The organism is Archangium gephyra, from assembly GCF_042230915.1.
Classification (GTDB): domain Bacteria; phylum Myxococcota; class Myxococcia; order Myxococcales; family Myxococcaceae; genus Archangium; species Archangium gephyra_B.
Genome location: NZ_CP102578.1, coordinates 2,192,271 through 2,215,315, shown reverse-complemented (window position 1 = coordinate 2,215,315; position 23,045 = coordinate 2,192,271). Strand labels below are relative to the sequence as shown.

Sequence of the window (23,045 nt, the reverse complement as noted above, 5' to 3'; positions counted from 1 at the left end):
CCCCTACCGCCGTTGGCTCGCCTCCGCGATGGACTTGCGCAACCACACATGCGCCGGATCGTGCTGCACGCGCTCGTGCCAGAGCTGGCTCAGGGTGAAGCTCTCGAGCTCCATGGGAGGACGGAGGAGCTCGAGGCCGAACGCGGGGGCCAGCAGGCGTGCCATGCGCTCCGGGGCCATGAGGAGCAGGTCCGTCTGGGCCACCAGGAAGGGCGCGAGGAAGAAGTGCGGAACGGCCGCGGCCACCCGGCGTGACCTGCCCATGCGGGCGAGCACCTCGTCCACCATGCTCCCGGTACCACCCAGGGGGGCCACGAGGACGTGGCCGTGTTCCAGGTAGCGCGCGAGGGTGAACCGGCCCTGGGTGACCGCGTGGCCGCTCCGGGCCACACACACGAACCGCTCACGGAAGAGCGCCTGGAGGCGGAAGGCCGCGGGCGCCTCGGTGAAGATGCCGAGCGCCACGTCGAGGTCGCCGCGCTCGAGGGCGGTCAGGGTGTTCTCGCCGGGCCCCCGCATGCGCACCGAGACTCCCGGTGCCACGCGGGTGAGCTGCTGCATGAGCGGCGGGAGCACCACCATGCCCGCCAGGTCCGCGGAGGACAGCCAGAAGGTGCGTGTCGAGGTCCCCGGGTCGAACTCGCGCACACCGCGCAGCGCACCACCCAGGCGGTCCAGGGCCTCGCGCAACGCCGGCGCGAGCGACGCGGCCAGCGGGGTGGGCACCATCCGCCCTCCACTGGGGACCACCAGGGGATCTCCCAGCCGCTTGCGCAGTTTGGCCAGCGCGTGGCTCACCGCGGATTGCGTCACGCCCAGCCGCGCCGCGGCGGCCCGGTTGCTGCCCTCGGTGAGCACGGCATCGAGCACGGCGAGCAGGTTCAGGTCACGAAGGTCGATGTGAAATTCGTTCATCAGGAGAGTGACTGCGTTTCAATCGATTCAATCACTTCCAGAGCCTACTGTGCGGACGTCTCGAAGGCCTCCCCCTCAACCCCAGGAGCAACCATGAACGCCGTTCGCCTTGCCACCCTCGCCACGCTCTGCCTCTCCGGACAGTCCCTCGCCGCCGAGCCGCCCAGCCTCGTGGGCCGCTGGAAGTCCACGCAGTGCGAGGTGCGCCCGGGCGCGGGCGGCCAGAAGTATTACGTCAAGCGGGACTTCACCTACACGAAGACGGACTCGAAGGCCTCCATCACCTTCTACGCGGACGAGACGTGCGACGAGTCCAAGAAGATGTCCCGCGTGTTCTTCACCGGCCCCTACGTCGTCCGCACCCAGGTCATCGACACGGAGGGCGCGACCAAGGGAGCGTCTCCCGCCCACTTCGTCTTCTCCACGCTGAAGCTCACCCCGCTGGCCGAGGGCTTCGCGCAGTACCTCAACAGCGCGGCTCCCGGCACCTGCGGCACGAAGAAGTGGGAGGTGGGCAAGGAGCAGGACGTCACCAGCACCAACGGCTGCTCGGCCGTCTTCTCCTTCAACACCTGCCCTTGGGAGCAGGACGTGGTGAAGGTGGTGGGTGACGAGCTGTACTTCGGCGCCCGGCCGGCGGACGGCGGCTGCAACCCCGACGTGAAGCACCTGCCCTCGGAGCTGCAGGCGCCCCTCAAGCGGGTGAAGTAACGCGGCCCGGCACAGGGGCTGGACCCGGCTGCGAGCAGGCGGACAGGCCTCTCGCACGGGCGATGTTGACAGCGGATACATCTGATGTTTACATGAGAAACATGAACACGGATGAACCGCTGGAGGCGCCATGGACGGCGCGCTGCTGCTGAAAGTGCTGAACGTCCCGGTGCTGCTGGGCTGGGGGGCCATGGTGCTGGCGCCCCGGGCCCGGTTCACCCGGTGGGTGCTGGAGAGCGACGTCATCCCCCTGGTGATCGGCGCCGTGTACCTGGCCCTGGTGGCTCCGCACCTGCCGGGGCTGCTCGGCCAGTTCGACACGCTGGAGCACATCGGGGCCGCCCTCCAGCTGCCCGGCATGCTGCTCGCGGGGTGGATCCACTACCTGGCGTTCGACTTCCTGGTGGGCCGGGTCGTGCTGGCGGATGCGCAGCGCCGGGGCATTCCCCACCTGCTCGTCGTGCCCTGCCTCCTGCTGACCTTCATGCTCGGCCCCAGCGGCTACCTCGCCTACGCGGCCGTCCGCCTCGTCACCCGGCGCTTCCTGCCGGCCATCGCCCCCCTGCCCAGCCCGGCCGCTCCCGTGGCCACCGAAGGAGTCCGCTGATGTCCGCCTCCAACCTGTCCGTGCGCGCGCTCTGGAACCGCGCCTGGTCCCTCTCTCCGGCGCTCGCCGTCTCCACCGTCGTCATGGCCCTGGGCGCCGTGGTCACCACGCTCGGACTGCTCCTGGATTCACGGCAGCTGGTGGGCGAGCCCATCTGGCTCAAGCCGACGAAGTTCTACCTGTCGCTGACCGCGTACAACGCCACCGTGCTGTACTTCTTCTCCTTCCTCTCCGAGCGGCGGCGGCTCGTCCGGTTCTCCGGCTACATCCTCGCCGCGGCCGGTGTCATCGAGATGGTGGCCATCACGCTCCAGGCGGCGCGTGGGGTGCGTAGCCACTTCAACATCGCCTCCCCCTTCGACGCGGCCATCTTCAGCATGATGGGCATCGCCATCACGGTGCTCTGGGTGACGATGATCGTGCTCGCGATCGCCCTGCTGCGCTCGCGCCTGGCGGATCGCCCGCTCGCCGCGGCGCTGCGCACCGGCTTCATCGCGGCGGTGATTGGCATGGGGCTCGGGTACTTCATGACGAGCCCGAACCCGTCGCAGCTCGAGGCCATGCGGGCCGGGCAGCGGGTGGTCGAGGCAGGCTCGCACACGTTCGGCGTGCCGGACGGGGGCCCGGGCCTGCCGCTGGTCGGCTGGAGCACCGTGGGCGGCGACATGCGGCCCGCGCACTTCCTCGGGCTGCACGCCATGCAGGTGCTGCCAATCCTCGCGCTGGTGCTCGCGCGCCGCCGGAACCGCTCCGAGACGCAGCGCCTGGCCGCCGTCCGCGCCACGAGCGTGGCCTACGTGGGGGTGACGCTGGTGCTCGCGATGCAGGCGCTCCGGGGTCTGCCCATCATCCGCTGGGACGCGGTGGGGCTCTGGGCCCTGGCGCTGGTGCTCACGGCTTCCCTCGCCACCGCCGCCGCCACGCTGCGCCACCCGCGCGTCTCCACCGCCGTGGCCTGACGCCGGACATGTGACGCGGCGGCAGTGGAACCCGGCCCCGCGGCGAGCAGGCGGCACCGGACCTCGCCGCCCCCGTCATCCAGGCAGCCCAGTGCCGCGTATCTCCCCGTGAATCCACTCCAACACGGGAGCTACGCTCATGAAGACCTCCACCCTCCTCCGTCCCCTCTTCTCGCGGACCGCGCTCGGCGGACTGCTGCTGGGAGCCGCCGCGGCCAGCGCCCAGGTCCCGGGCACCGAGCTCACCGAGGAAGAGTCCCTCGCCCTGGTCCAGCAGACCTGCTTCGGCATGGCGCCCACCCTCACCGGCAGCGGCACCCTCACCGGCACCGAGGGCAATGACGTCATCATCGGCAGCGGCGGCGCCGACATCATCGACGGGCTCGGCGGCAACGATCTCATCTGCGGTGCCGGTGGCAACGACACCCTCTCCGGCGGGCCGGACCGGGACTCGCTCTCGGGAGGCCCCGGCAACGACCGGCTCCTGGGCAATGGAGGCATGGATCAGCTCGTCGGCGGGCGCAACGACGACGTCCTACGCGGCGGTGTCGGCGATGACGTGATGCGCGGCGGCCGCGATACCGATGACCTCAATGGCGAGGCCGGTGCCGACTCGCTCACGGGCGGGGCCGGCGTCGACGTCTGCGATGGCGGCGTCAGCGACCCGGCCCAGGACAAAGCCGACGCCAACAGCTGCGAGTTCATCCGCAACGTGCCCTGAGTCCGAAGACCCTCACCCCGGCCCTCTCCCAGAGGGAGAGGGAGTGGTCCTCAGAGCCAGCTCGGTTCCGCGCGGCCGAGTCCCTTGAGAGCCTTCTCGGCCGCCTTCACGCCGAACCAGTTGGCCTCCTCGAAGAGGGCCATGCCACCCAGGTCCGAGTGCGCGAAGTGCAAGGACTCGCCCAGGCTCTCCTGCGCCGCGAAGCGCCCCGGGCCCCAGAGGAAACCGGGCGTGGGCCGCACCATGGCATGCCCCCAGCGCATCACCTCCAGGCGCCGGGCCTGCGTGGCGATGTCCGGATGCGCGGCCAGCATGTCCGCCATCACCAGCCCCTCCCACTCGGCATAGCCGGCCGAGAGCACCTTCTCGCGCTCGGCCTTCACGTCCAGCCCGGCCATGGGCAGGTACCAGGTGAGCACCGTGGGCCCGCGCTCGTCCATGCGCAGCGCCTGGTGCGTGGCCACCACGTAGCCCAGGCTGCGGCTCTCGTAGAAGACGTTGTCCCAGGCCAGCGGGAAGCCCTGCGACTCGGGCTTCTCGGAGAGCGTCAGGTTGGCCACCACCCACGGCCCGTACTGGAAGGCGCCCAGCCACTCGGGGCGCTGCTGCCGCCACGGGGCCACCACGTGCGCCGCCACGAAGCGCGGGCACGCCAGCACCACCTGCCGCGCCCGGTATGCCCGGGGCCTGCCCGTCCCCGCCTCCACCGCATCCACCCGGCAGCCGCCCTCCACGGGCTCCACCGAGTGCACCAGCACGTCCCGCTCCACCTGTCCTGGAGCCAGCGCGGACAGCAGTTGCTTCACCAGCCGCCCGTTGCCCTCGGGCCAGCTCAAAAAGCCCTCGCTGCGCTCGCCCTTCCCGTCCTGCCGCGCGGCGAAGTACCAGATGCCCGCCCAGGCCGAGACGCCCTCGGCCGTGGTGCCGTAGTCGTCCCGGCACGCGTAGTCCACCAGCCAGCGCAGCCGCGGCGAGCGGAAGCCCTCCGCCTCCAGCCACCGCGCCATCGTCACCTTGTCGAGCGCCGTCCACTCGGCGTCGTCGCTGGAGAGCGCCGTGGGCACCGCGAAGGCCTTGCGCCCCTTGGCGTCCCGCGCCGCCGCGAAGGCATTCATCCTCGCCTCGAAGCGCTCCAGCTCCGCCAGGTCCGCCGGGCTCGCGCCCGCGCGCAGGTAGAGGCCCTCGTACCAATCACCCTTGTAGAAGAGGCGCTCCTCGGGCTCGCGGATGAGCAGCTCCTCGGCGTAGGCGGGGTAGCCCTGCGCGTCCATGCCCGTCACCGCGCCCATCTCGCGCAGCAGCCGCATCACCGGCCCCGAGTCCACCAGCGGAGCCGGCAGGTAGTGCGCGCCCCACGGGTACGCGGACACCTCGTTGCGCCCCGAGCGGGAGGTGCCTCCCGGCTCCGACTCCAGCTCCACCACCCGCACGTCCTTCACGCCCGCGGCCGCCAGCCGCCACGCCGCGCTCAGGCCCGCCACGCCGCCCCCCACCACCAGCACGTCCACCGCCTGGGCCTCCGCCGCACGTGGCAGCGCCCCGCCCCGCAGCTTGTGCCCCACGTCCACCGCCCGGTCCACGATGGCCCCGGGCACCGGCTCGCGCGCACGCGTCCGCCGGCACGCGCTGGCCGCCACCGCCGAGCCGAGGAACGCGGCGACGAGCTCCCGCCGCGTCAGTTCCACCGCCGCCACTCCTCCTCGTAGTAGTGGACGAGCACCTGGTTGTTGAGCCGGTTCACCTCCGCCGGCAACGGGCCCATGTCCAGGGGGAAGTGGAAGAGGCCCTCGTGCGTGTCCTCGGTGAGGAAACGCAGCCCCTCGGGCAGCGGGCGGCGCGGCGGCGTGGGCTCATGGGCCACCAGCACGTAGCCCCACTCGCCGAAGGAGGGCACCAGCGCGTGGTAGGGCTGCGTCCAGAAGCCCGCCGCCTTCAGCGTGGTGTCGATGCACCAGAAGGAGCGCCGGGCGAACATCGGCGAGGTGCTCTGGATGACGGCCACCCCGTCCGGCGCCAGCCGCCGCTTGAGCAGCTTGTAGAAGCCCGTGGTGTACAGCTTGCCCAGCGAGAAGTTGTTGGGGTCCGGGAAGTCCACCACGATGACGTCCCACGTCTCCGTCTTCTCCCGGAGGTACTCCATCGCGTCCGTGTTGATGACGTGCATGCGCGCATCCGTCATCGAGCGCGTGTTGAGCTCGGCCAGCTCCTCGTAGCGCGTGGCCAGCCCCGTCATCGCGGGATCCAGGTCCACCAGGGTGACCGTCTTCACCTCGGGGTACTTGAGGATCTCCCGCGCCGCGAGCCCGTCCCCGCCGCCGAGCACCAGCACCCGCTCCACCTTGCCCGCGCGCACCAGGGCGGGATGCACCAGCGCCTCGTGGTAGCGGTACTCGTCCAGGCTGGAGAACTGCAGGTTGCCGTTGAGGTACAGCGAGAAGCCCCGCTTGCCGCGCGTCAGCACAATCCGCTGGTAGGGCGAGCTCGTCGCGTGCACCACGTCGTCCGCGTAGAGGTGCTCCTCGGAGAAGTTGGTGAGCCGGTCGCCCAGCACGAGCCCCACCACCAGGAAGAGGCTGAGCGCCACGGCCTTCACCCGCAGCCGCATGGGGTGGGCCAGCACCGGCGCCAGCAGCCACGTGCTCCACAGGCCCACCAGCGCGTTGAGCAGGCCGAAGAGCAGCGAGGTGCGCACCAGCCCCAGCTTGGGCACGAAGAGCAGCGGGAAGGAGATGCTCGCCGCCAGCGCGCCCAGGTAGTCGAACGTCAGCACCTGGCTGACCAGGTCCTTGAACTTGAGCTGGTCCTTGAGGATGCGCAGCAGCAGGGGGATTTCGAGCCCCACCAGCGTGCCGATGACCAGCACGCTGCCATACAGCGCCACCCGGAAGACGTCCGTGAGGGCGAAGGTGAGGAAGAGCATCGGCGCGCACAGGCCGCCCACCAGGGCCACCCCCAGCTCGATTTCCACGAAGCGCTGGGGGACTCCGCGCTCGATGAAGCGCGAGAGCCAACTGCCGATGCCCATGGCGAACAGGTAGGTGCCAATCACCGTGGAGAACTGGGTGATGGAGTCGCCGAGGAGGTAGCTCGCCAGCGCGCCGACGATGAGCTCATAGATGAGCCCACACGTGGCGATGACGAGGACGGTGAAGAAGAGGAGCGTCTTGTTCAAAGCGGGGACTGCCTGCCGCGGGGCATCAGCCCGAGATGGCCGCGGCCACGATGATGGCCAGGCCGAGAATGAAGGAACCCATCACGAGACCGAGGGCCGTGTTCTGGTCGACCTCGATCTCCTTGTGCACATCGAAGGGCATGATGAGCCGGAAGACGAACAGGCCCGCCACGAACACGGCCAGACCCACCAGCGAGTACACGAGGCTCGCCAGCAGGTTGTCCAGGCTCACCACCACAGACAGGACACCCAGGAACATCACTTCCCTCCCATGAAACCGCCGGTCCAGGTTCGCACGCCGCTGCCGCGCGCCACCGCCTGGCCACGCTGCGAACGGGTGAAGGGCTCACAGCCCGTGAATGCCACCACCGCATAGAGGATGACGATGATTCCACCGATGTACTTCATGGCCACCCTCTCTCAATCATCCGAGCCGGAACCCAGGTTGCTCTCCGCCCAGCGCGCCGACTCGAAGCTGGAGGAGCGGAAGAACGCCAGCGCGGGGCCGATGAGCAGCAGCACCAGCGCGCAGCAGAACCAGGTGCCGCGCGGCGAGTCGCTGACGAGCGTCACGGTGTAGTTCTGTCCGCCCGGCCACCGGCCATCGAAGAACGCCGTGGTGCGCAGCACGTAGCGTCCCGGGGGCACCGCGGACAGGTACTCCGTCTCCGTCTGGTTGCCCTCGCTCCACGAGCCGTCCGAGTCGCTGCCGGAGTAGTAGCTCACCTCGTCGTAGAAGCTGATCGCCTCGCCGGTCTGCTCGTTGACCAGGTCTCCCTGGATGCCGAGCCAGGTGTTGCTCACCGGCGCCACCACGATGGCCTCCACGTTGCCCCGCTTGCGGATCTCGAAGGGCTCGCTGAAGTTCATGGCCGTGGGCGTGCCGGACTGCGCATCCGGCTCCAGGTGCACCTGCTGCGTCAGCACCGTCCGGTTGTCGGCCCGCACGTTGGCGAGCAGGAAGACGAGGAACAGCGCCGCCGCCCAGATGCCCGTCCACTTCCAGGTGCCCGCGCTGGAGTGCGGGTTGGGCTGGCTGGGCGCGATGCCATGGCGCTCCGGCAGGGGCTCCTCGAGCTTGAAGGCCTCCTTGATGACCTCGGGCGCCAGGTACTCGCCGAGCGTGTACGTCACCTCGTTCTCGGTGCGGTCCACGTTCACCGAGTACGGCGGCGACACGTACTCCTCGGCCTCCGCGGTCTCGCCCGCCTCGACCTCCCAGTAGAACTCGCCGAGCACCGTCTCGGTGACGGCCGTGACGCTCTGGAAGGCGCGGTAGCGGCGGTTGTCCAGGTGCGCGGCGACGCCCGGGGCCACCGCCACGTCCCCCGCGGCCAACGGCTCCAGGAGGACCCAGTGCCCGTTGGACTGCATCAGCCAGACGAAGCCGCGCTGCCGGTTGAAGAGGAGGTACTCCTCCCACGGGTAGCGGACACCCTCCACGTTGCACGAGCGCACCAGGAAGCCGATGCACACCCACTCCGTGTCCTTCAGCTTGCCCTTGGCACCCAGGGGGATGAGGGGCGGATGGTCCGGCTTCTCCAGCAGCTGGAGGAAGGCCAGCTTGCCCCGGCTCGCGTCCAGCAGCGCGCCGCAGTAGGGGCAGGCCACGCGTTTGGTGCGGTCCGGAGCGCGCAGCTCCAGCGGGCCGTTGCAGTTGGTGCAGCGCGCCTGCTGCAGCGCGACCTTCTTCACCTTCGGCCGGAGCTGGTCCGGGGAGATGCCCAGCTCCGTCAGCTTCAGCTTCTTGCCGACGTAGACCTCGGGCTCGCTCGTGCCGGTGCCGAAGTCCAGCGTGACGAAGACGCCGCCGGGGCCGGTGGCATCCACGTAGTGGCTGTCCGCGGTGGGGTCCACGTCACTGGGGAGCTGGCCCGCGGCGGCCACCACATGGCCATGCCCGCGCTCCTCCACCACCAGCCGGTGGCCCTGCAGGGTGAAGCGGTGGCCGGGCTCGAAGTCCTCGAGCACCAGGTCCGGCTCGGTGCCAGAGGCGAGCAGCAGGTGGAAGGCGCCCTCGGACTCGGAGAGCCAGCCGGTGCGCCCGTCGTCGAACTCCACGTACCACTCGTCCCAGGGCCCCGCGCCGTGGTCCTTCTGCAGGTGGCCCACCAGCCGGTAGGCGTCGCGGCCGATGCGGCCCTCGGCGTTGAGCTGGAGGGGCGAGTCGGTGTCGACGATGGCGCCAATCTTCCCATGCGCCTCGAGGTGCTTGCCCTGCCGGGCCACCACCGTCTGGCAGTGGCCGCACACCACCACCAGCGCCGTGCCCGCGGTGAACTCGACCGGAGCCCCACACGAAGGACAGTTGCCCTGCGTCACGCCTCCACCCCCCGGGGCAGCTCACGGACGCGGCAGGAGGCCGCGCCCAGGTGCCGAGCCAGCAGCGCCTCGAAGTCCGGGCGCTGGCGGGTGCGGCAGCAGTAGACGTTGAGCGCGGCGAAGCCGTGCTCGGGGAAGGTGTGGACGGCGAGGTGGCTCTCGGCCAGCAGCGCGAGGCCGGTGATGCCTCCCGGCTCCGGGAACACGTGCCACTGCGGCTGGCCTATCACCTTCAGCTCCAGCAGCACGACGAGCTCCTCGAACAGGGCCGCGAGCGCAGCCGCGTCCTTCAGGCGCTCCGGCGGGCACCCGCACACATCCACCAGCCATTCCTGTCCGGTCGTCAGTGTCCTTCCTCCCCTTCGAGCCCCACCTTCTACCATGGGCTCCTCCCCCGTGTGTGCTGGAGAACGAGGGGGCCCGGCCCTGGTACGCTCCGGGTCCGCATGTCCCAGAAGGACCTCGTTCCTCCCTCCCCTTCGCTCCCCCCTGTCGAGGAGGTGCGCCCCACCGCCAACACCCTCCAGACGCCCACCACGGGCGCGGTGGCCCGGCTCCTGCGCTCGCTGCGCGGACTGCCCGAGGCGGTGCGCACGCCGGGCCCTGGCAGCACGGGGCTCGCCGGTTGGTTCAAGGCGGAGACGCCACCGCCCACGGACATCACGGCGCGCTTCCGCGAGGTGCACCAGCGGGTGCGCGAGGGCGAGCCGGTGCTGCCGGACGAGGCCCGGCGCCACCTGTACCTGCTGGTGAAGGGGATGCTGGGGGACGAGGTGCCGGGCTACCTGGAGGACAACCAGGCGCGCCTGGAGAAGCGGGGGCTGGAGACGCGCGAGGTGGCGGTGGACACCGAGGGGCGGCTCACGGACAACGTGAAGGTGGTGCGCGAGGCGCTGCTGGACGCGGTGCATTTCGGCCGCACGGTGGTGCTGGTGGGCCACAGCAAGGGGGGCGTGGAGGCGCTGAGCACGCTGGCGCTCCACCCGGAACTGCGCCGGCACGTGCGCGCGGTGGTGGCGCTGCAGTCGCCGTATGGCGGCTCGGTCATCGCCAATGATCTGGTGACGACGCCCTCGCTGCGGCGGCTGCTGGACGTGACGTTCCCCTCGCTGTTCCAGGGGGACGCGGGCTCGGTGGAGGACCTGTCGTACGCGCGGCGGATGGAGTTCGTGCGCCAGCACCCGTACCCCTCGGACATCCCCACGGTGTCGCTGGCGACGTCGAGGCTGTCGAGGCGCTCGTTGATGCGGCCGTTGTGCGCCTACGTGCACGAGCGCTACGGGTGGGCGTGCGACGGGCTGGTGAACGCGGTGGACGCGGAGGTGCCGGGCTCGCGCGTGGTGCGGCTGGACGACATGGACCACGCCGAGGCGGCCCTCACGGGCCTGCCCGGCTTCTCCAACTACTTCCCAGGTCACATCACCGAGACGATGATCACCCTCGCGCTCGAACGACCCAGTGGGTTATGAGGGAGGAAGAAAAGGAAACTTCTCACAAGAGAAGATCCTGCCCGTTGAGGAGAAGCAATGAAGACAAAGAGCCTCGCGCTTCTGCTCATCGGCCTCTCCGTGGGGTGTCTCGGTCACCGAGGAGGGCTCCCGCATCAGGATTCGAGCGTTCAGCTGCCTGGCTATGAGTCCATCATGGCGGGTGCACCCATCGATGGCCCTACGCTTCGCGCGCTCCAGGTCGCCGCCAACGATTTCTTCCCTGCATGGGGCCCTCTGCGCGCATGCATCGACACGCCAGAGGCACACAAGTACTACGCCGTCCGGCGGGGTGAGATCATCTACGTGGCGATCTTGCAGAACCCCAGCCACTGCGGCCGCGCGCACTCCTCCCTGGATTCAGGGGTGAGATACGCGATCAGCGTGGATGGCCGCATCCTCCGCCGGCTGCTCGATGGAGAACCGGAGTTGGAGGCATCAGAGGATGCCGGTATCGAGGACGGAGGCTCCGAACCGGTCAGCCTCGACGGAGGGGCCACGGCCATCGACGTGACCGTCCCTCCGGAAGCCAAGGTCAGCTTCCCCGTCTTGACTGACGGGGGCAGTCCTTCGCCTGACGGAGGGACGCCGCAGTAGCCTCACGCCGCGGCCGTACTGGCTGCGGCGGCCGCCGGAGCGAAGCGCGCCATCACATCCCCCACGTACACGTAGGACAGGTACGTGGGAGACGTCCTCGCCTCGCTCTGGCGCAGGCGCCGGAGGGCCTCGCCCACCGAGAGCTGCTTCTCCCGCAGGTCGGCCACCAGTTGCTCCACCGCGTTGCGCGCATGCGCGTCCTGCACCGGCCACAGCGGCGCGATGAAGCCCGCGAAGGACTCGCTCACGAACGTCTCGGCCCAGCCCCCGATACCGCCCAGCATCTCGGTGGCCGTGCCCACCTCGCAGGCGTTGAAGATGACGAGCGGCCGCGACTTCTGCCCCAGCATCACCATGGAGTTGCGGACCTCGAGCGTCCTCAGCTCGCCGTCCTCCAGGAACACGCAAGAGGGCGACACCTCGTTGTTCGGGCTGTACTTGCCGTGCCCAGCGAAGTGCACCAGCCCCACGGTGGGCGCGTAGCCACCGCCCAACAGATTCATCACGGGCTGACGCCTTCCCGCGACACGCACCGCCCGGAAGCGCTTGGAGAGCTGCCGCGACTCCTCCTGCGCCTGCGGCAGGGGCGCCAGGTGCGGATGGAACTGGTAGTCCGGCGCGATGGTGAGGATGTGGTCCCCGTGAGTCAGCCGCGCCGTCATCGACGTCTGGTAGTCGAGCAGCCAGCGCGCCACCGGATGCTCCATGCACAGCAGCTCCGCGCCCGGCACATCCACGGGGGCCATCAGCTCCCAGGGGATGTGCGGATCATCGGTGATGAACTGGATGGGGAAGCCCGGCCCGTACTCCTGGCGCAGGGCGCGAAACGTCTCCCGGAAGGCGTTGGGCGTGCGCTGGTAGAGCAGTTTCCCCAGCCCGAGGAACCAGGGGTAGTGGTCGCCGGAGCGCAGCTCGCGCGCCGTGGAGGCCACGCTCTGGAAGAAGGCGGACGGGTCCGAGCCCAGGTCCAGGTCTCCTGAGAGCCGGGCCGGCAATCCCTTGCACGGCACCGACACGTGGAGCATCCAGTACAGGCGCCGCGGGTTGCTCTTGTCCAGCCGGTGGATCTGCACCGTCAGGTGGGGCTTCTGGGCACCGGCCTCGAGGGCGAACGTCCCCTTCCCTTCATCCACCCCCCGGGCGGACACCGGCGCCGCACCGGACGGCGTCGAGGAGGAACGCGAGGAGGACGGATCCGCGCTGCCCGAGCCGGAGGACTCGACGGGGATGCGCCTGCGGGCCGCGCCGCAGAAACGCCCGTTGTACTCGAAGGTGGCCACCACGGTGAGCTCCCCCGAGGCGCTCGGGTTGACGGTGCCGGTGAGGGTGGCGGCGATGGAGGCCTCGTTGCGCCGCACCAGCACCACGCCCGTATCCGCTCCCGCACGGAACGTCATCTCCGAGCAGAGCAGCCGCACCTTGATGGGAAGCTCCTGCCACTCAGGCGCCAGTCCGGAGAGTGTGACGCCCGCGGACTCCGTCATCGCGCCCACCTCGACCAACGACAGGTCCACGGTCAGGGGAAGCGCCTGCCCCGCACGCGCGGGCACGATCGGCTCCACCGACGGATAACGGGTGATGGCCTGCCCCTCGTCCGCCTGGGCCGGAGCCTCGTTCGCCACCGGCGGAGGCTTCACCAGTGTCACGGACTGAGCCTCGGGGGCCGCCGCTGGCGCGTCGCCCCGGTTCTGCTCCGGGGTGTAGAAGCTCACCAGTTGGTCCACCACGTCCTCCTCGTCCTCCGGCAGCTCACCGGCGCGGTGGAAGACGGCGAAGACGTCGGTCACGGGGATGACCTCGGGGCCGCCCTTGACGCTCACGCGGTACAGGGCGGCCGGCAGCGGCGGCAGCGTCCCCACGTGGAAGCCATCCGCATCCCGCTTCAGCTCCGCCGTGAAGGACTGCTGCGTCTTCACGTTGGTGACGAAGGCCCGGAGCGAGACGGGCTCGGCCGAGGGGCGGACGCGAACGGTCACCGGCTCGTCGTGTGCGTACGCATCCTCGATGTGCAGCGAGAGCTGCTTGGACGCCAGCTCCGGTGCCCGGTACTTGTCGAGCGAGATGCTCTGGCCGGTGAGCACGCCCTGCACGTGGGCCAGCACCTCGAAGGCGTTCTGCAGCGAGGCGTGGGACGTGGGGCTGTACATGACGCGCGCATGGTGCCGCTCCTCCAGGGGGAAGGCGGAGACGCGCGGCACGGTGCCGTCACCTCCGTGGTCCGTGCCGTCCGGGTGGCTGTAGAGCATCTCCAGCGCGCCGGACGCCTGGACGCGCACGCCCTGCAGCGTGGGCTGGAAGGTGCCCACCACGGGATGGAGGTGGTAGCCCTGCTCGAGGTACGCGGAGCTGCGCGAGTTGGCCAGCATCGCGCTCTCGATCTCCCGCTGGAAGGCGAGGCCCTGCGCGGCACGGACGGGATCCAGCCCGCCGATGCCCTGCGCCTCGCCCGGACGGACGATGCGCCCATCCGGCATCTGCACGCACGGGTAGATGGGCAGCAACTGGTACGCCGAGGGCAGCGAGCGCACCATCTCCGTCAGGTCGAAGAGGTTCAGCGGCCCGAGGTCCTTGCGGAAGCCCAGCGCGAGCGCCTGCAGCGCCATGAACGAGCCGCGGTGGGGCGTGCCGAAGGTGATGAGCGCGCGGGTGTCCTTCCATCCCCCGAGGCACTCGAGGAAGTAGCGCGAGACGACGCCGCCCATGGAGTGGCCCACGAGGATGAGGCGCGCATCGGGATGGCCCCCGTGGCTGTTGCGCCACGCGTGAAGCCAGCGTGGGGCCTGCTGGGCGAGCCGCTTCGCGGTGAAGCGGATGTCACGCCGCCAGTCGTAGGGGAACTCGAAGAAGTTGGCGCCCGGGATGAGGCCGAGCTGGCTCACCAGCGTCTCGGCCACGCGGGTGTAGCCGTCCACCTTCCAGAAGCCGGGGAGGAGGTGCGTGTCGGGAAGCATGGCGGTGGCTTCCACCCCATCGTCGGCGAGCTCGCCCCCGCTGTCGGACTTCAGGGTGAGGGACTTCACGCTGCCCGCGCCGCTGAAGAGCGCGCGGAAGATGGCACTGCCGGACAGCCCCCAGATTTCCTTGCCGTCCCGCTTGAGCACGCTGCCGAGCAGACCCGGCAGAAGAACGACGACATCCTTGATGACGGCGGCCATTGCTTCCTCCAGAGGGACACCCACTCCCGGCCCTCTACGCTCGGGCACCGGGAGAACTGACGATAGCGGGGATTCTACGGTTCCCTACCCACGGGCTGGATCAGGGCAACGGTACGGGACTGAACGCTCGGAGCGGACGTGCGCGCTTCTGAACACCGGTTCAGCGCGCTGCATTCCTCGACGGCCCAGGTTGCGAGCCTCCATTCGCTCTGTAGGATGCCCGCCCCATGAGCAATCGACTCCTGAAGACCGGACTCCTGCTTCTCGCCCTGACCGCCTGCTCCAAGGACAAGGAGAAGCAGCCCGAGGGCACGCCCCCCGCGGCCCAGACGCCACCGACCACGCCGCCCGCGCCCGCGCCCGTGATGCCTCCGCCGGACGCGCCCACCGCCACGGATCCGAAGGTCCACGGCTCCAGCGCGGTCCCCCGGACGCAGCCTCCCGCGGAGAACCCGGGCCCCTGGCAGCAGAAGGCGCTGCAGGGCCAGGAGCTGTTCGCCACGATGGACACGAGCGAGGGCACCATCGTGCTGCGGCTCTTCTCGAAGGACGCGCCGCTCACGGTGGCCAACTTCGTGGGCCTGGCCACCGGTGAGCAGACGTGGAAGGACCCGAAGACGAATGAGGTGAAGAAGGGCACGCCGCTGTACCAGAACGTCATCTTCCACCGCGTCATCCCGGACTTCATGATCCAGGGAGGAGATCCACTGGGCCAGGGCATCGGCTCGCCGGGCTACAACTTCGAGGACGAGGTCCAGAACGGCCGGAGGTTCGACAAGGTGGGCCTGCTGGCGATGGCGAACCGGGGACCGGGGACGAACGGGAGCCAGTTCTTCATCACGACGTCGATTCCGGAGCACCTGACGGGCCGGCACACCATCTTCGGTGAGGTGGTGAAGGGCTACGAGGTGGTGGAGCGCATCTCCAAGGTGCCGACCGGGGAGCGCGACAGGCCGGTGAAGGACGTGGTGGTGAAGAAGGTGAAGATCACCGCCGAGCAGCCCAAGTAATGAGACACGCGATGCGACGAGTGAGCACGCGCCTGGGCGAGCTGGACTGCCAGGTGGTGGATGCGCTTGCCGAGGGAGCGAGCCCGGAGCTGGCGGTGGTGCTATGCCACGGCTTCGGGGCACCGGCGACGGACCTGGTGCCGCTGGCGATGGAGCTGGTGGAGCTGAAGCCGGAGCTGGGAGCCAAGGTGCGCTTCGTGTTCCCGGCGGCGCCGTTGTCGCTGTCGGCGATGGGGATGCCGCACGCGCGGGCCTGGTTCAACCTGCCCCAGGAGGTGCTGATGGGGCAGGAGCGCGACTGGGACAAGTTCGCGGCCGCGACGCCCGAGGGGCTCGCGCAGGCGAGGCGCGGGTTGATGAGCCTGCTGTCGGCGCTGTCGGCGGCGACGAAGCTGCCGTACGGGCGGATCGTCCTGGGCGGGTTCAGCCAGGGCGGCATGGTGACGACGGACGTGGCGCTGCGGCTGGAGGAGGCTCCGGCGGGGTTGTGCATCCTGTCGGGGACGCTGATCTGCCAGGACGAGTGGAAGCAGCGGGCGGAGAAGCGCACGAGCCTGCCGGTGCTGCAGAGCCACGGGCGCGTCGACAACGTGCTGGCGTACGGCCAGGCGGAGCGGCTGCGGGACCTGCTGACGGACGCGGGGCTGTCCGTGGAGTTCATCCCGTTCAACGGACCGCACACGATCGCGCCGGAAGCGCTGGAGCGGATGGCGGAGTTCCTGCACACCCGGCTCACGAGCCGTTGAGTCAGTCACCTCCCCTCTCCCCCTGGGAGAGGGCCAGGGTGAGGGTCGTTGGCCCAGGAGGAGGCGAGCCATGTATCGCGCGAAGGAACTGACGGTGGCGACGCGGGGCCGGGGCTTCTACGACATCACGGGCGAGGTGCAGCGGGCGGTGGAGGAGAGCGGTGCGCGGGAAGGCCTGTGCACCATCTTCCTGCACCACACGAGCGCCTCGCTGCTGCTGTGCGAGAACGCGGACCCGGACGTGCGGAAGGACCTGGAGTCCTTCTTCTCGCGGCTGGTGAAGGACGGGGACCCCCTCTTCCGCCACGACGCCGAGGGCCCCGACGACATGCCGGCGCACGTGCGGACGGTGCTGACGCAGAACTCCCTGAACGTTCCAGTCAAGGGAGGCGAAGCGAACCTGGGAACATGGCAGGGCATCTACGTCTGGGAGCACCGGACATCACCGCACCACCGCCGAGTCACCGTCTCCGTGGTGAGCTGACCCCAATCTCCCCTCGCCCTCCGGGAGAGGGACGGGGTGAGGGTGCCGGACATCCCAGGTTCCCACCCGAGCTACTCCGCGGGCTCCTGGGCCTCGAGCAGCTTGTAGAGCGTCTTGCGGTCCACGCCGAGCAACCGCGCGGCCTCGCTCTTGTTGCCCCCCACATGCTGGAGCACATGGGCCGCATACCGCCGTGACAGCTCGGCCAGACTGGGCATGTCCCCGGCCAGGCCACTGAGCTTCTTCGGTGCATCGCCAATGGGCTCGGGAAAGTCCTGGGGCCCCAGCACGCCGGTGACGTTGAGCGCGAGTGCCCGCGCCACCACGTTCTCCAACTGCCGCACATTCCCCGGCCAGTCGTACGCGGTGAGCCGCGTCATGACCTCGGCCGTGACCACGGGGGCCACGCCTCCCCGTGCATGCAGCGCGGCGAAGTACTCCACCAGGGCGGGGATGTCCTCGCGCCGCTCGCGCAGGGGCGGCAGGTGCAGGTGCACCACGTCCAGCCGGTACAGCAGATCCTCGCGGAACAGGCCCTCGGCCACCCGCTCCTTCAGGTCCTTGTTCGTCGCGGCCACCACCCGGACGTCCACCTTCACCGGCGCGCTCTCTCCGACGCGGCGGATCTCCCCCTCCTGCAACGCGCGCAGCAACTGCGCCTGCACCTTGGGTCCCACGTCGCCAATCTCGTCGAGGAACAGCGTGCCCCCGTGGGCCTCCTCGAACAGGCCGCGCCGGGCCCCCGAGGCCCCGGTGAACGAGCCGCGCGCATGGCCGAACAGCTCGCTCTCCATGAGGGACTCGGCGATGGCGCCACAGTCCACGGGGATGAAGGCCGCGCTGGAGCGCGGCGAGCGCCGGTGCAGCGCGCGCGCCACCATCTCCTTGCCCGTGCCCGTCTCCCCCGTAATCAGCACCGGCACCGAGGTGGCCGCCGCCCGGGCCACCTGCTTGTACACCTCCAGCAGCGCCGGGCTACGCCCCACCATGGAGCCTCGCTCCACCTGCTTGCGCAGCGAGCGGTTCTCCTCCACCAGCCGCTTCTGCTCCAGCGCCCGCTTCGCCACGCGCACGATGGCGTCCACGTCGAAGGGCTTGGCGAGGTAGTCGAAGGCGCCCTGCTGGATGCTGTCCAGCGCGCCCTCGATGTTGCCGAAGGCCGTCACCACGATGACGGGCGTGTCCGGCAGCTGCGCGCGCACCTCGTGCAGCACGGCGAGCCCGTCCCCCGCGTTGGGCATGGCCATGTCGGTGAGCACCAGGTCGAACGGCCCCTCCTCGGCGAGCCGCGTGCTGGCCTCCTTCGGGTGCGAGGCCTGGAACACCTCGCCGAGCATGCCGAGCAGGCGCTTGAGCAAATCCCGCGCATGGGGATCATCATCGACGACCAGGATACGGGCGGGGCTCATGTACCGACTCCGCGGACAGGGGGAGCGGCCTCGGCCGCCAGGGGAAAGCGGACCGTCACCCGGGTGCCCGCGCCCAACTCCGAGCGTACCAGCAGCACGCCGCCGTGGGCCTCCACCAACCGCTTCGTGGTGGCCAGGCCGAGCCCGTGCCCGGGAATCCCCCGGGTCTCCGGGCCCCGGAAGAAAGGCTGGAAGAGCTTCGCCTGCGTCTCCGGGCTCATGCCGGCGCCGGTGTCGGCCACCTCCAGCACCGCCTCGCCGCCCTCGCGCGCCACCTTCACGCTGACGCGCGGCTCGGGCCGGCCCGCCGTGTACTTCACCGCGTTGGACAGCAGGTTCTGCGCGATGATCTGCAACAGCTGCGAGGGGCACGGCACCTTCACCCCGGACTCCAGCGAGCGCTCCAGCGCCACGCCCTGCGCGGCGGCCGTCTGGCTCACCTCCAACAGCAGCGTGCTCACGGCCGTGTCCAGCTCGCCCACCGCGGGCTCGCCCCGGGTGCCGGCACGGCAGAAGCGCAGCAGCGCCTCGATGAGCTCGCCCATGCGCACCGCGCTGGACTCGGAGAGCGACACCAGCTCCAGCGCCTGCGCGTCCTTCACCGCCCCTGAACGGCGCAGCAGCGTGAGGTACCCCTTGAGCGGCGACAACGGCCCCATCAGGTCATGCGCCACGCGCCGGGTGAAGGCGTCCAGTTCCTGGTTGCGCCGGTCCAGCTCCCCCAGCTGCGCCTGGATGGTGGCCTCCTGCCGCTCCAGCACCGAGGTGATGCGCCAGCCCACACAGAGCGACACCAGCACCGCCAGCAGCGTCACCCCGCCGCCGAACGCGAGGTTGCGCACGCGCAGCGAGGCCAGGTGGCCCAACAGCAGCCGGGCCTCGTCCGCGTTCTCCCGCGCGAGCTGCCCCGCCAATCCATCAATCTCCTCGGCCAGGGGACGCACCTGCTCCACCAGGTGGTGCCGGGCCTGCTCGGCCTCCTGACGATGGGAGAAGACGGCCGCGGCGCGCACCTGCTCGGCCAGCCGCGTGCAGGCCATGTTGAAGCGCTGCCACACCACCAGCGTGTCCCCGTGGGGCAGCTCCCTCGTGTACTCCTGGGTGGCCTCGCGGATGTCCGCGAGGATGTCCTCCATCACCTCGTCCGCCGCCTGGCGCTGCGGATCATCGGTGGCGCGGATATGCGCCTCGATGGCGGACTCCAGCGAGAGCGCGTCCACGCGGATGCGGCCGATGAGACCGGCCCGGTCGAGCGCCTCCTGGACGCGCTCGGCCACCTGACGGCTGGTGCGCACCTCCGTCCAGAGCGTGACGCCAGCCACCGCCGCCAGCAGCATCACCGCGAACAGGAAGCCGGCGCGGTAACCCCGGATGGACGCGCGAGGGCTCACGGACGGCCAGCGGGCATCGTCGGAGACGGCACCTGCGAGGGCTCCTGCGCGGGCTGGGGCTGGCTGCGGCGCCGCGCCCGCGAGAGCGCCGTCTGGTACCACACGTCCTCCGACTCCTCCTGGAGCGCCGTCAGCTCGCGCTGCCGCGACACCAGCTGCGCGTTGTGCTCCACCAACGAGTGCCGCACCGCCGCCGCCCGGCCCAGCTCGTCCTCCAGCACATGGGTGAGCTGCGCGGACTCGGCGCGCTCCTGGGCCGCCACCTCGAGTGCGCTCTCCGCTTCGGCGAGCCGCACCGCGAGTGCTTCCGCACGTTCGCGCTCCTCCTGATACCGCCGCTGCCACCCCTCCACTTCCACCGACATCTGGGGCGCAGAGGATACCCGCGGGGTCGCGCATCCCACTCCCAACCCACCCGCTGCCAACGCGATGAAGAGGTACCGCATGCCTTCGCTCCCGTCCTCCGGACACGCGGCATGCGCATCCGGGCTAGACCGGGCTCTACTGTCTCCGGCTGACATGGCCAGCATCCCCAAGACGCGGGGTGTCGTCAAAGACCTCCGGCGCTTTGTGGGGAGGGCGCCCCCAGGCCGGGCAGGCGGAATGGGGAGAATCTCCGCAACCCCGCGGCGCCTTCCCTCGGCGGAGGCCCTGGCACGGCGAGTGCTCAGTGTCCACCACGCAACGCCGCAATGCCGCGACGTTTCGTTGCTGCTCGGAGAATCCACATGAAGAACATCATCGCCGCCATCGCCCTGACCGCCTCCATGTCCGCGTTTGCCTCTGAGCCCGTGAAGGCCGAGACCAAGCCGGCTCCCGCCGCCGCCCCGGCCGCTCCCGCCGCCGAGATGAAGGCCGAGGCCAAGCCGGAGGCCATGAAGGCCGAGGCCAAGCCGGAGGCCATGAAGGCCGAGGCCAAGCCGGAGGCCATGAAGGCCGAGGCCAAGCCGGAGGCCATGAAGGCCGAGGCCAAGCCGGAGGCCATGAAGGCCGAGGCCAAGCCCGAGGTGAAGAAGGCCGAGAAGAAGGCCGCCAAGGCCGAGAAGAAGGCCGCGCACGCCGCCGAGACCAAGTAAGTCCTTCCGCTTCGTCTCGAAGCACCAGTGAGGGCGCCCCCTGCGAAGGGAGGCGCCCTCGCCGTTTCGCGGGCTCAGTGCGCGCCGGCGGCCTTGAGGGCGTCGGCCTGGAGCTCGCCCGGCACCATCTTCCCGTCCTGGATGTGCAGCGCCCGCCGCGCATGCCGCACCACCCGCGGGTCGTGCGTGGAGAAGAGGAACGTCACCCCCTTCTCCCGGTTGAGCCGCAACATCAGGTCCAGGATCTGCTCGCTCGTCGCCGAGTCCAGGTTCGCCGTGGGCTCGTCCGCCAGCACCAACCGCGGCTCGGTGATGAGGGCGCGGGCGATGGCCACGCGCTGCCGCTGGCCGCCCGACAGCTCGTCCGGCTTGTGGTGCAGGTAGGGCTCGAGGCCCACCGCCGCGGCCAGGGCCACCACCCGCTGGCGCAGCGCCGCCTTGCCCTCGGAGTCCTTGCGCACCATGCAGGGGAACTCGATGTTCTCCGCCACGTTGAGCACGGGGATGAGGTTGAAGCTCTGGAAGATGAAGCCGATCTTCCGGTTGCGCACCTCGGCGAGCGCGTCGAAGTCACGGTCCCCCACCTCCTCGCCGTCCAGCCTGTAGGAGCCGCTCGTCGCCCGGTCCAGGCACCCGATGATGTTGAGCAGCGTCGTCTTGCCGCTGCCCGAGGGGCCCGTCACCACGGTGAACTCGCCAGCGGAGACCTCCAGGTCCACGCCGCGCAGCGCGCTCACCTTCGTCTTGCCCAGGAGGTAATCCTTGGTGATGGCCTTCAGCTCGAGGAGGTTCTGCGAGGGCATGGCACACGTCCTTCAGTAGAAGAGGCGGACCTGGAAGAGGCCGCGATATTCGAGGGGCAGCAGGCTCAGCTCGCTCACGTAGGCGCCGCTCTCCGGCACCTTCACCGCGAGCGAGTCCGGGCCCTGCCAGGGCACGAAGCCCGAGAGCGTGAGCGTCATCCACTCGGTGGCCGCCCAGGAGAGGCTCGGGGTGATGAGGCCCGACAGGTCCTGCAGGCTGGCCATCACCACCACGTTGAAGGTGAAGTCGTCGCGAATCTTCGGCTTCTGGTAGCTGAGGAAGGCGTAGTGGCGCCCGAGCGGCTCGAAGCTGAACTTCTGCGGCAGCCCCGTGTCCACGCTCCCGCCCGGGTCCACTCCTGATGGATCCAGCCCGAAGTCCCGCGCCACCCGCAGCAGGCCCAGAGCGTTGACGTAGTGCTGGAGCTCGTCCCGCTTCAGCCCGTCCGCCTGGTAGAGGTACTCTACCGAGAGCATCGACTCGTCGCCGAACATGTAGCGCGTGCCGGCCAGCACCCTCGGGCGGAGCTTCTGCTCGTCCAGGCGCTTGGTGGAGAAGAAGGCCTCGCTCCGGAGCACACAACCCGCCGCCGAGAGCCGGTCCTCCAGGCACGCGCCCACCGGGTAGCGCCGCGCCGAGCCGAAGCCCACCAGCCCCTCCACATGCAGCTCGTAGTCCGTGAAGAAGTAGCGCGAGAAGGAGAAGCCCAGCCGCGTCTTGTCCTCGAAGGCGTCCCCGTACAGGTTGGAGTGGAAGAGCATCAGGTTGACGTCCGCGTCCGCCACCAGCGCGTAGGCGCGCGCCGCCACCAAGTAGTGCAGCTCGTCGTCCTTGCGGTCCCACTTGGGGTACGCGAGCAGCGCCTGCGGCAGCCCGTTCTGCTGCTTGAGCACCGCCGGGCTCGCCAGCAGCGTGAAGGCGTATGTCTCCAGCGGCACCTCCACCCGCACCATGTACGCCCCGGCCCGCTGGAAGTTCGGGTCCGTCGGGTCCTTCGGCGGGTTGATGAGGTCCGTCGGGTTGAACGCCATCCCCGAGCCCCAGATGACCCGCTTCTTCCCCGCCAGCAGGTGCAACTGCGGCACCACCTCGTGGCTCACATACAGCTCGTTGAGCGACACCAGCGGCTTCGCCGCGCTCGACTCCTTCTCCGCCACCGGGACTTCGTTCCCGTTCGCATCCAGGCCCCGGTAGCGCCCCGAGGCCTGCAGGAAGAGCGACAGGTCCGCGGAGATGAAGCCTCCGGGACGGTACTCCTGCCGCGGCTGCACGTTCAGCTCCAGCAACTGCTGCAGCTCCGGTTGAGAGTCCGTCGGCAGCAGGCCCGTCACCCGCGAGCGCTGGTACTGCGTGCGGCTCTCCACGTAACCCGTCACCTCGGCGCCCAGCGCCGGGACGGTCGTGAGTACAACCAGGGATGCGACGAGATAGCGCATGGTGGGAACCCCAGAGAAGGTGAAGACCCTCACCCCAGCCCTC

General features: G+C 70.0%; 23 protein-coding genes. 10 read left to right on the top strand and 13 right to left on the bottom strand.

Annotation, left to right across the window (positions count from 1 at the left end; genetic code table 11):
* Window positions 1-3: 3 nt before the first annotated feature.
* Window positions 4-915, bottom strand: coding sequence for a LysR family transcriptional regulator (locus NR798_RS08830; RefSeq protein ID WP_375770994.1), 912 nt, complete (start codon window positions 913-915; stop codon window positions 4-6).
* A gap of 93 nt (window positions 916-1,008) precedes the next feature.
* Between NR798_RS08830 and NR798_RS08825 the strand changes: the two genes are divergently transcribed.
* The 4 genes from NR798_RS08825 (at window position 1,009) to NR798_RS08810 (ending at window position 3,913) form a co-directional block, all read left to right on the top strand.
* Entirely contained in the window at window positions 1,009-1,626 is a 618-nt protein-coding gene (locus NR798_RS08825) for a hypothetical protein (protein WP_375770993.1), read from the top strand.
* Between the two features lie 130 nt (window positions 1,627-1,756).
* Complete coding sequence (locus NR798_RS08820) at window positions 1,757-2,233, top strand: ABA4-like family protein (RefSeq protein WP_375770992.1); 477 nt, start codon at window positions 1,757-1,759, stop codon at window positions 2,231-2,233.
* The gene (locus NR798_RS08815; protein ID WP_375770991.1) at window positions 2,233-3,192 is read left to right on the top strand and encodes a hypothetical protein; all 960 of its coding nucleotides are present in this window, start codon (window positions 2,233-2,235) and stop codon (window positions 3,190-3,192) included. Before NR798_RS08820 ends, NR798_RS08815 begins: the two co-directional genes overlap by 1 nt.
* Window positions 3,193-3,331: 139 nt before the next feature.
* On the top strand, window positions 3,332-3,913 hold the full coding sequence (locus tag NR798_RS08810) for a calcium-binding protein (RefSeq protein ID WP_375770990.1): 582 nt from the start codon (window positions 3,332-3,334) through the stop codon (window positions 3,911-3,913).
* A 50-nt stretch (window positions 3,914-3,963) separates the two neighbouring features.
* On the opposite strand, the gene NR798_RS08805 is transcribed toward NR798_RS08810, so the two are convergent.
* The 6 genes from NR798_RS08805 to speD are packed head-to-tail and all read right to left on the bottom strand — an operon-like array spanning window position 3,964 to window position 9,730.
* Window positions 3,964-5,598 carry an FAD-dependent oxidoreductase gene (locus NR798_RS08805; RefSeq protein ID WP_375770989.1) on the bottom strand — a complete coding sequence of 545 codons (1,635 nt, stop codon included), beginning with the start codon at window positions 5,596-5,598 and terminating at the stop codon, window positions 3,964-3,966.
* Window positions 5,589-7,085 (bottom strand): polyamine aminopropyltransferase, encoded by a 1,497-nt coding sequence (locus NR798_RS08800; RefSeq protein ID WP_375770988.1) that lies wholly within the window; start codon window positions 7,083-7,085, stop codon window positions 5,589-5,591. The genes NR798_RS08805 and NR798_RS08800 overlap by 10 nt, the downstream gene beginning before the upstream one ends.
* Window positions 7,086-7,110: 25 nt before the next feature.
* Window positions 7,111-7,338, bottom strand: coding sequence for a DUF350 domain-containing protein (locus tag NR798_RS08795; protein WP_043402496.1), 228 nt, complete (start codon window positions 7,336-7,338; stop codon window positions 7,111-7,113).
* Window positions 7,339-7,343: 5 nt separating this feature from the next.
* Complete coding sequence (locus NR798_RS08790) at window positions 7,344-7,493, bottom strand: hypothetical protein (RefSeq protein WP_375770987.1); 150 nt, start codon at window positions 7,491-7,493, stop codon at window positions 7,344-7,346.
* A gap of 12 nt (window positions 7,494-7,505) precedes the next feature.
* Window positions 7,506-9,407: a DUF4178 domain-containing protein gene (locus NR798_RS08785; protein WP_375770986.1), complete on the bottom strand. Its 1,902-nt coding sequence runs from the start codon at window positions 9,405-9,407 to the stop codon at window positions 7,506-7,508.
* Window positions 9,404-9,730 carry an adenosylmethionine decarboxylase gene (gene speD / locus NR798_RS08780; protein WP_375770985.1) on the bottom strand — a complete coding sequence of 109 codons (327 nt, stop codon included), beginning with the start codon at window positions 9,728-9,730 and terminating at the stop codon, window positions 9,404-9,406. The genes NR798_RS08785 and speD overlap by 4 nt, the downstream gene beginning before the upstream one ends.
* Before the next feature lie 123 nt (window positions 9,731-9,853).
* On the opposite strand from speD, the gene NR798_RS08775 reads away from it, so the two are divergent.
* Window positions 9,854-10,876, top strand: a complete 1,023-nt coding sequence (locus tag NR798_RS08775; protein ID WP_375770984.1) for a lipase — start codon at window positions 9,854-9,856, stop codon at window positions 10,874-10,876.
* Window positions 10,877-10,933: 57 nt separating this feature from the next.
* Window positions 10,934-11,491: a hypothetical protein gene (locus NR798_RS08770; RefSeq protein WP_375770983.1), complete on the top strand. Its 558-nt coding sequence runs from the start codon at window positions 10,934-10,936 to the stop codon at window positions 11,489-11,491.
* A gap of 2 nt (window positions 11,492-11,493) precedes the next feature.
* On the opposite strand, the gene NR798_RS08765 is transcribed toward NR798_RS08770, so the two are convergent.
* On the bottom strand, window positions 11,494-14,646 hold the full coding sequence (locus NR798_RS08765; RefSeq protein WP_375770982.1) for a CHAT domain-containing protein: 3,153 nt from the start codon (window positions 14,644-14,646) through the stop codon (window positions 11,494-11,496).
* A gap of 227 nt (window positions 14,647-14,873) precedes the next feature.
* On the opposite strand from NR798_RS08765, the gene NR798_RS08760 reads away from it, so the two are divergent.
* The 3 genes from NR798_RS08760 to NR798_RS08750 all read left to right on the top strand — a co-directional run bounded on the left by NR798_RS08760 (window position 14,874) and on the right by NR798_RS08750 (window position 16,886).
* Window positions 14,874-15,656, top strand: coding sequence for a peptidylprolyl isomerase (locus tag NR798_RS08760; RefSeq protein WP_375770981.1), 783 nt, complete (start codon window positions 14,874-14,876; stop codon window positions 15,654-15,656).
* An 11-nt stretch (window positions 15,657-15,667) separates the two neighbouring features.
* Window positions 15,668-16,402, top strand: coding sequence for an alpha/beta hydrolase (locus tag NR798_RS08755; protein ID WP_375770980.1), 735 nt, complete (start codon window positions 15,668-15,670; stop codon window positions 16,400-16,402).
* A gap of 70 nt (window positions 16,403-16,472) precedes the next feature.
* A complete protein-coding gene (locus NR798_RS08750; protein ID WP_073563030.1) occupies window positions 16,473-16,886 on the top strand; it encodes a secondary thiamine-phosphate synthase enzyme YjbQ in 414 nt (137 codons plus the stop codon).
* A 71-nt stretch (window positions 16,887-16,957) separates the two neighbouring features.
* Here NR798_RS08750 and NR798_RS08745 read toward each other — a convergent pair whose 3' ends face one another.
* The 3 genes from NR798_RS08745 to NR798_RS08735 are packed head-to-tail and all read right to left on the bottom strand — an operon-like array spanning window position 16,958 to window position 20,051.
* Window positions 16,958-18,295 carry a sigma-54-dependent transcriptional regulator gene (locus NR798_RS08745; protein ID WP_375770979.1) on the bottom strand — a complete coding sequence of 446 codons (1,338 nt, stop codon included), beginning with the start codon at window positions 18,293-18,295 and terminating at the stop codon, window positions 16,958-16,960.
* On the bottom strand, window positions 18,292-19,632 hold the full coding sequence (locus NR798_RS08740; RefSeq protein ID WP_375773739.1) for an ATP-binding protein: 1,341 nt from the start codon (window positions 19,630-19,632) through the stop codon (window positions 18,292-18,294). The genes NR798_RS08745 and NR798_RS08740 overlap by 4 nt, the downstream gene beginning before the upstream one ends.
* Before the next feature lie 50 nt (window positions 19,633-19,682).
* A complete protein-coding gene (locus tag NR798_RS08735) occupies window positions 19,683-20,051 on the bottom strand; it encodes a hypothetical protein (RefSeq protein WP_375770978.1) in 369 nt (122 codons plus the stop codon).
* Window positions 20,052-20,414: 363 nt separating this feature from the next.
* Between NR798_RS08735 and NR798_RS08730 the strand changes: the two genes are divergently transcribed.
* Entirely contained in the window at window positions 20,415-20,762 is a 348-nt protein-coding gene (locus NR798_RS08730) for a hypothetical protein (protein WP_375770977.1), read from the top strand.
* A 74-nt stretch (window positions 20,763-20,836) separates the two neighbouring features.
* On the opposite strand, the gene NR798_RS08725 is transcribed toward NR798_RS08730, so the two are convergent.
* Window positions 20,837-21,565 carry an ABC transporter ATP-binding protein gene (locus NR798_RS08725; protein ID WP_375770976.1) on the bottom strand — a complete coding sequence of 243 codons (729 nt, stop codon included), beginning with the start codon at window positions 21,563-21,565 and terminating at the stop codon, window positions 20,837-20,839.
* 12 nt (window positions 21,566-21,577) lie between these two features.
* Complete coding sequence (locus NR798_RS08720; RefSeq protein WP_375770975.1) at window positions 21,578-23,002, bottom strand: hypothetical protein; 1,425 nt, start codon at window positions 23,000-23,002, stop codon at window positions 21,578-21,580.
* Window positions 23,003-23,045 lie beyond the last annotated feature (43 nt).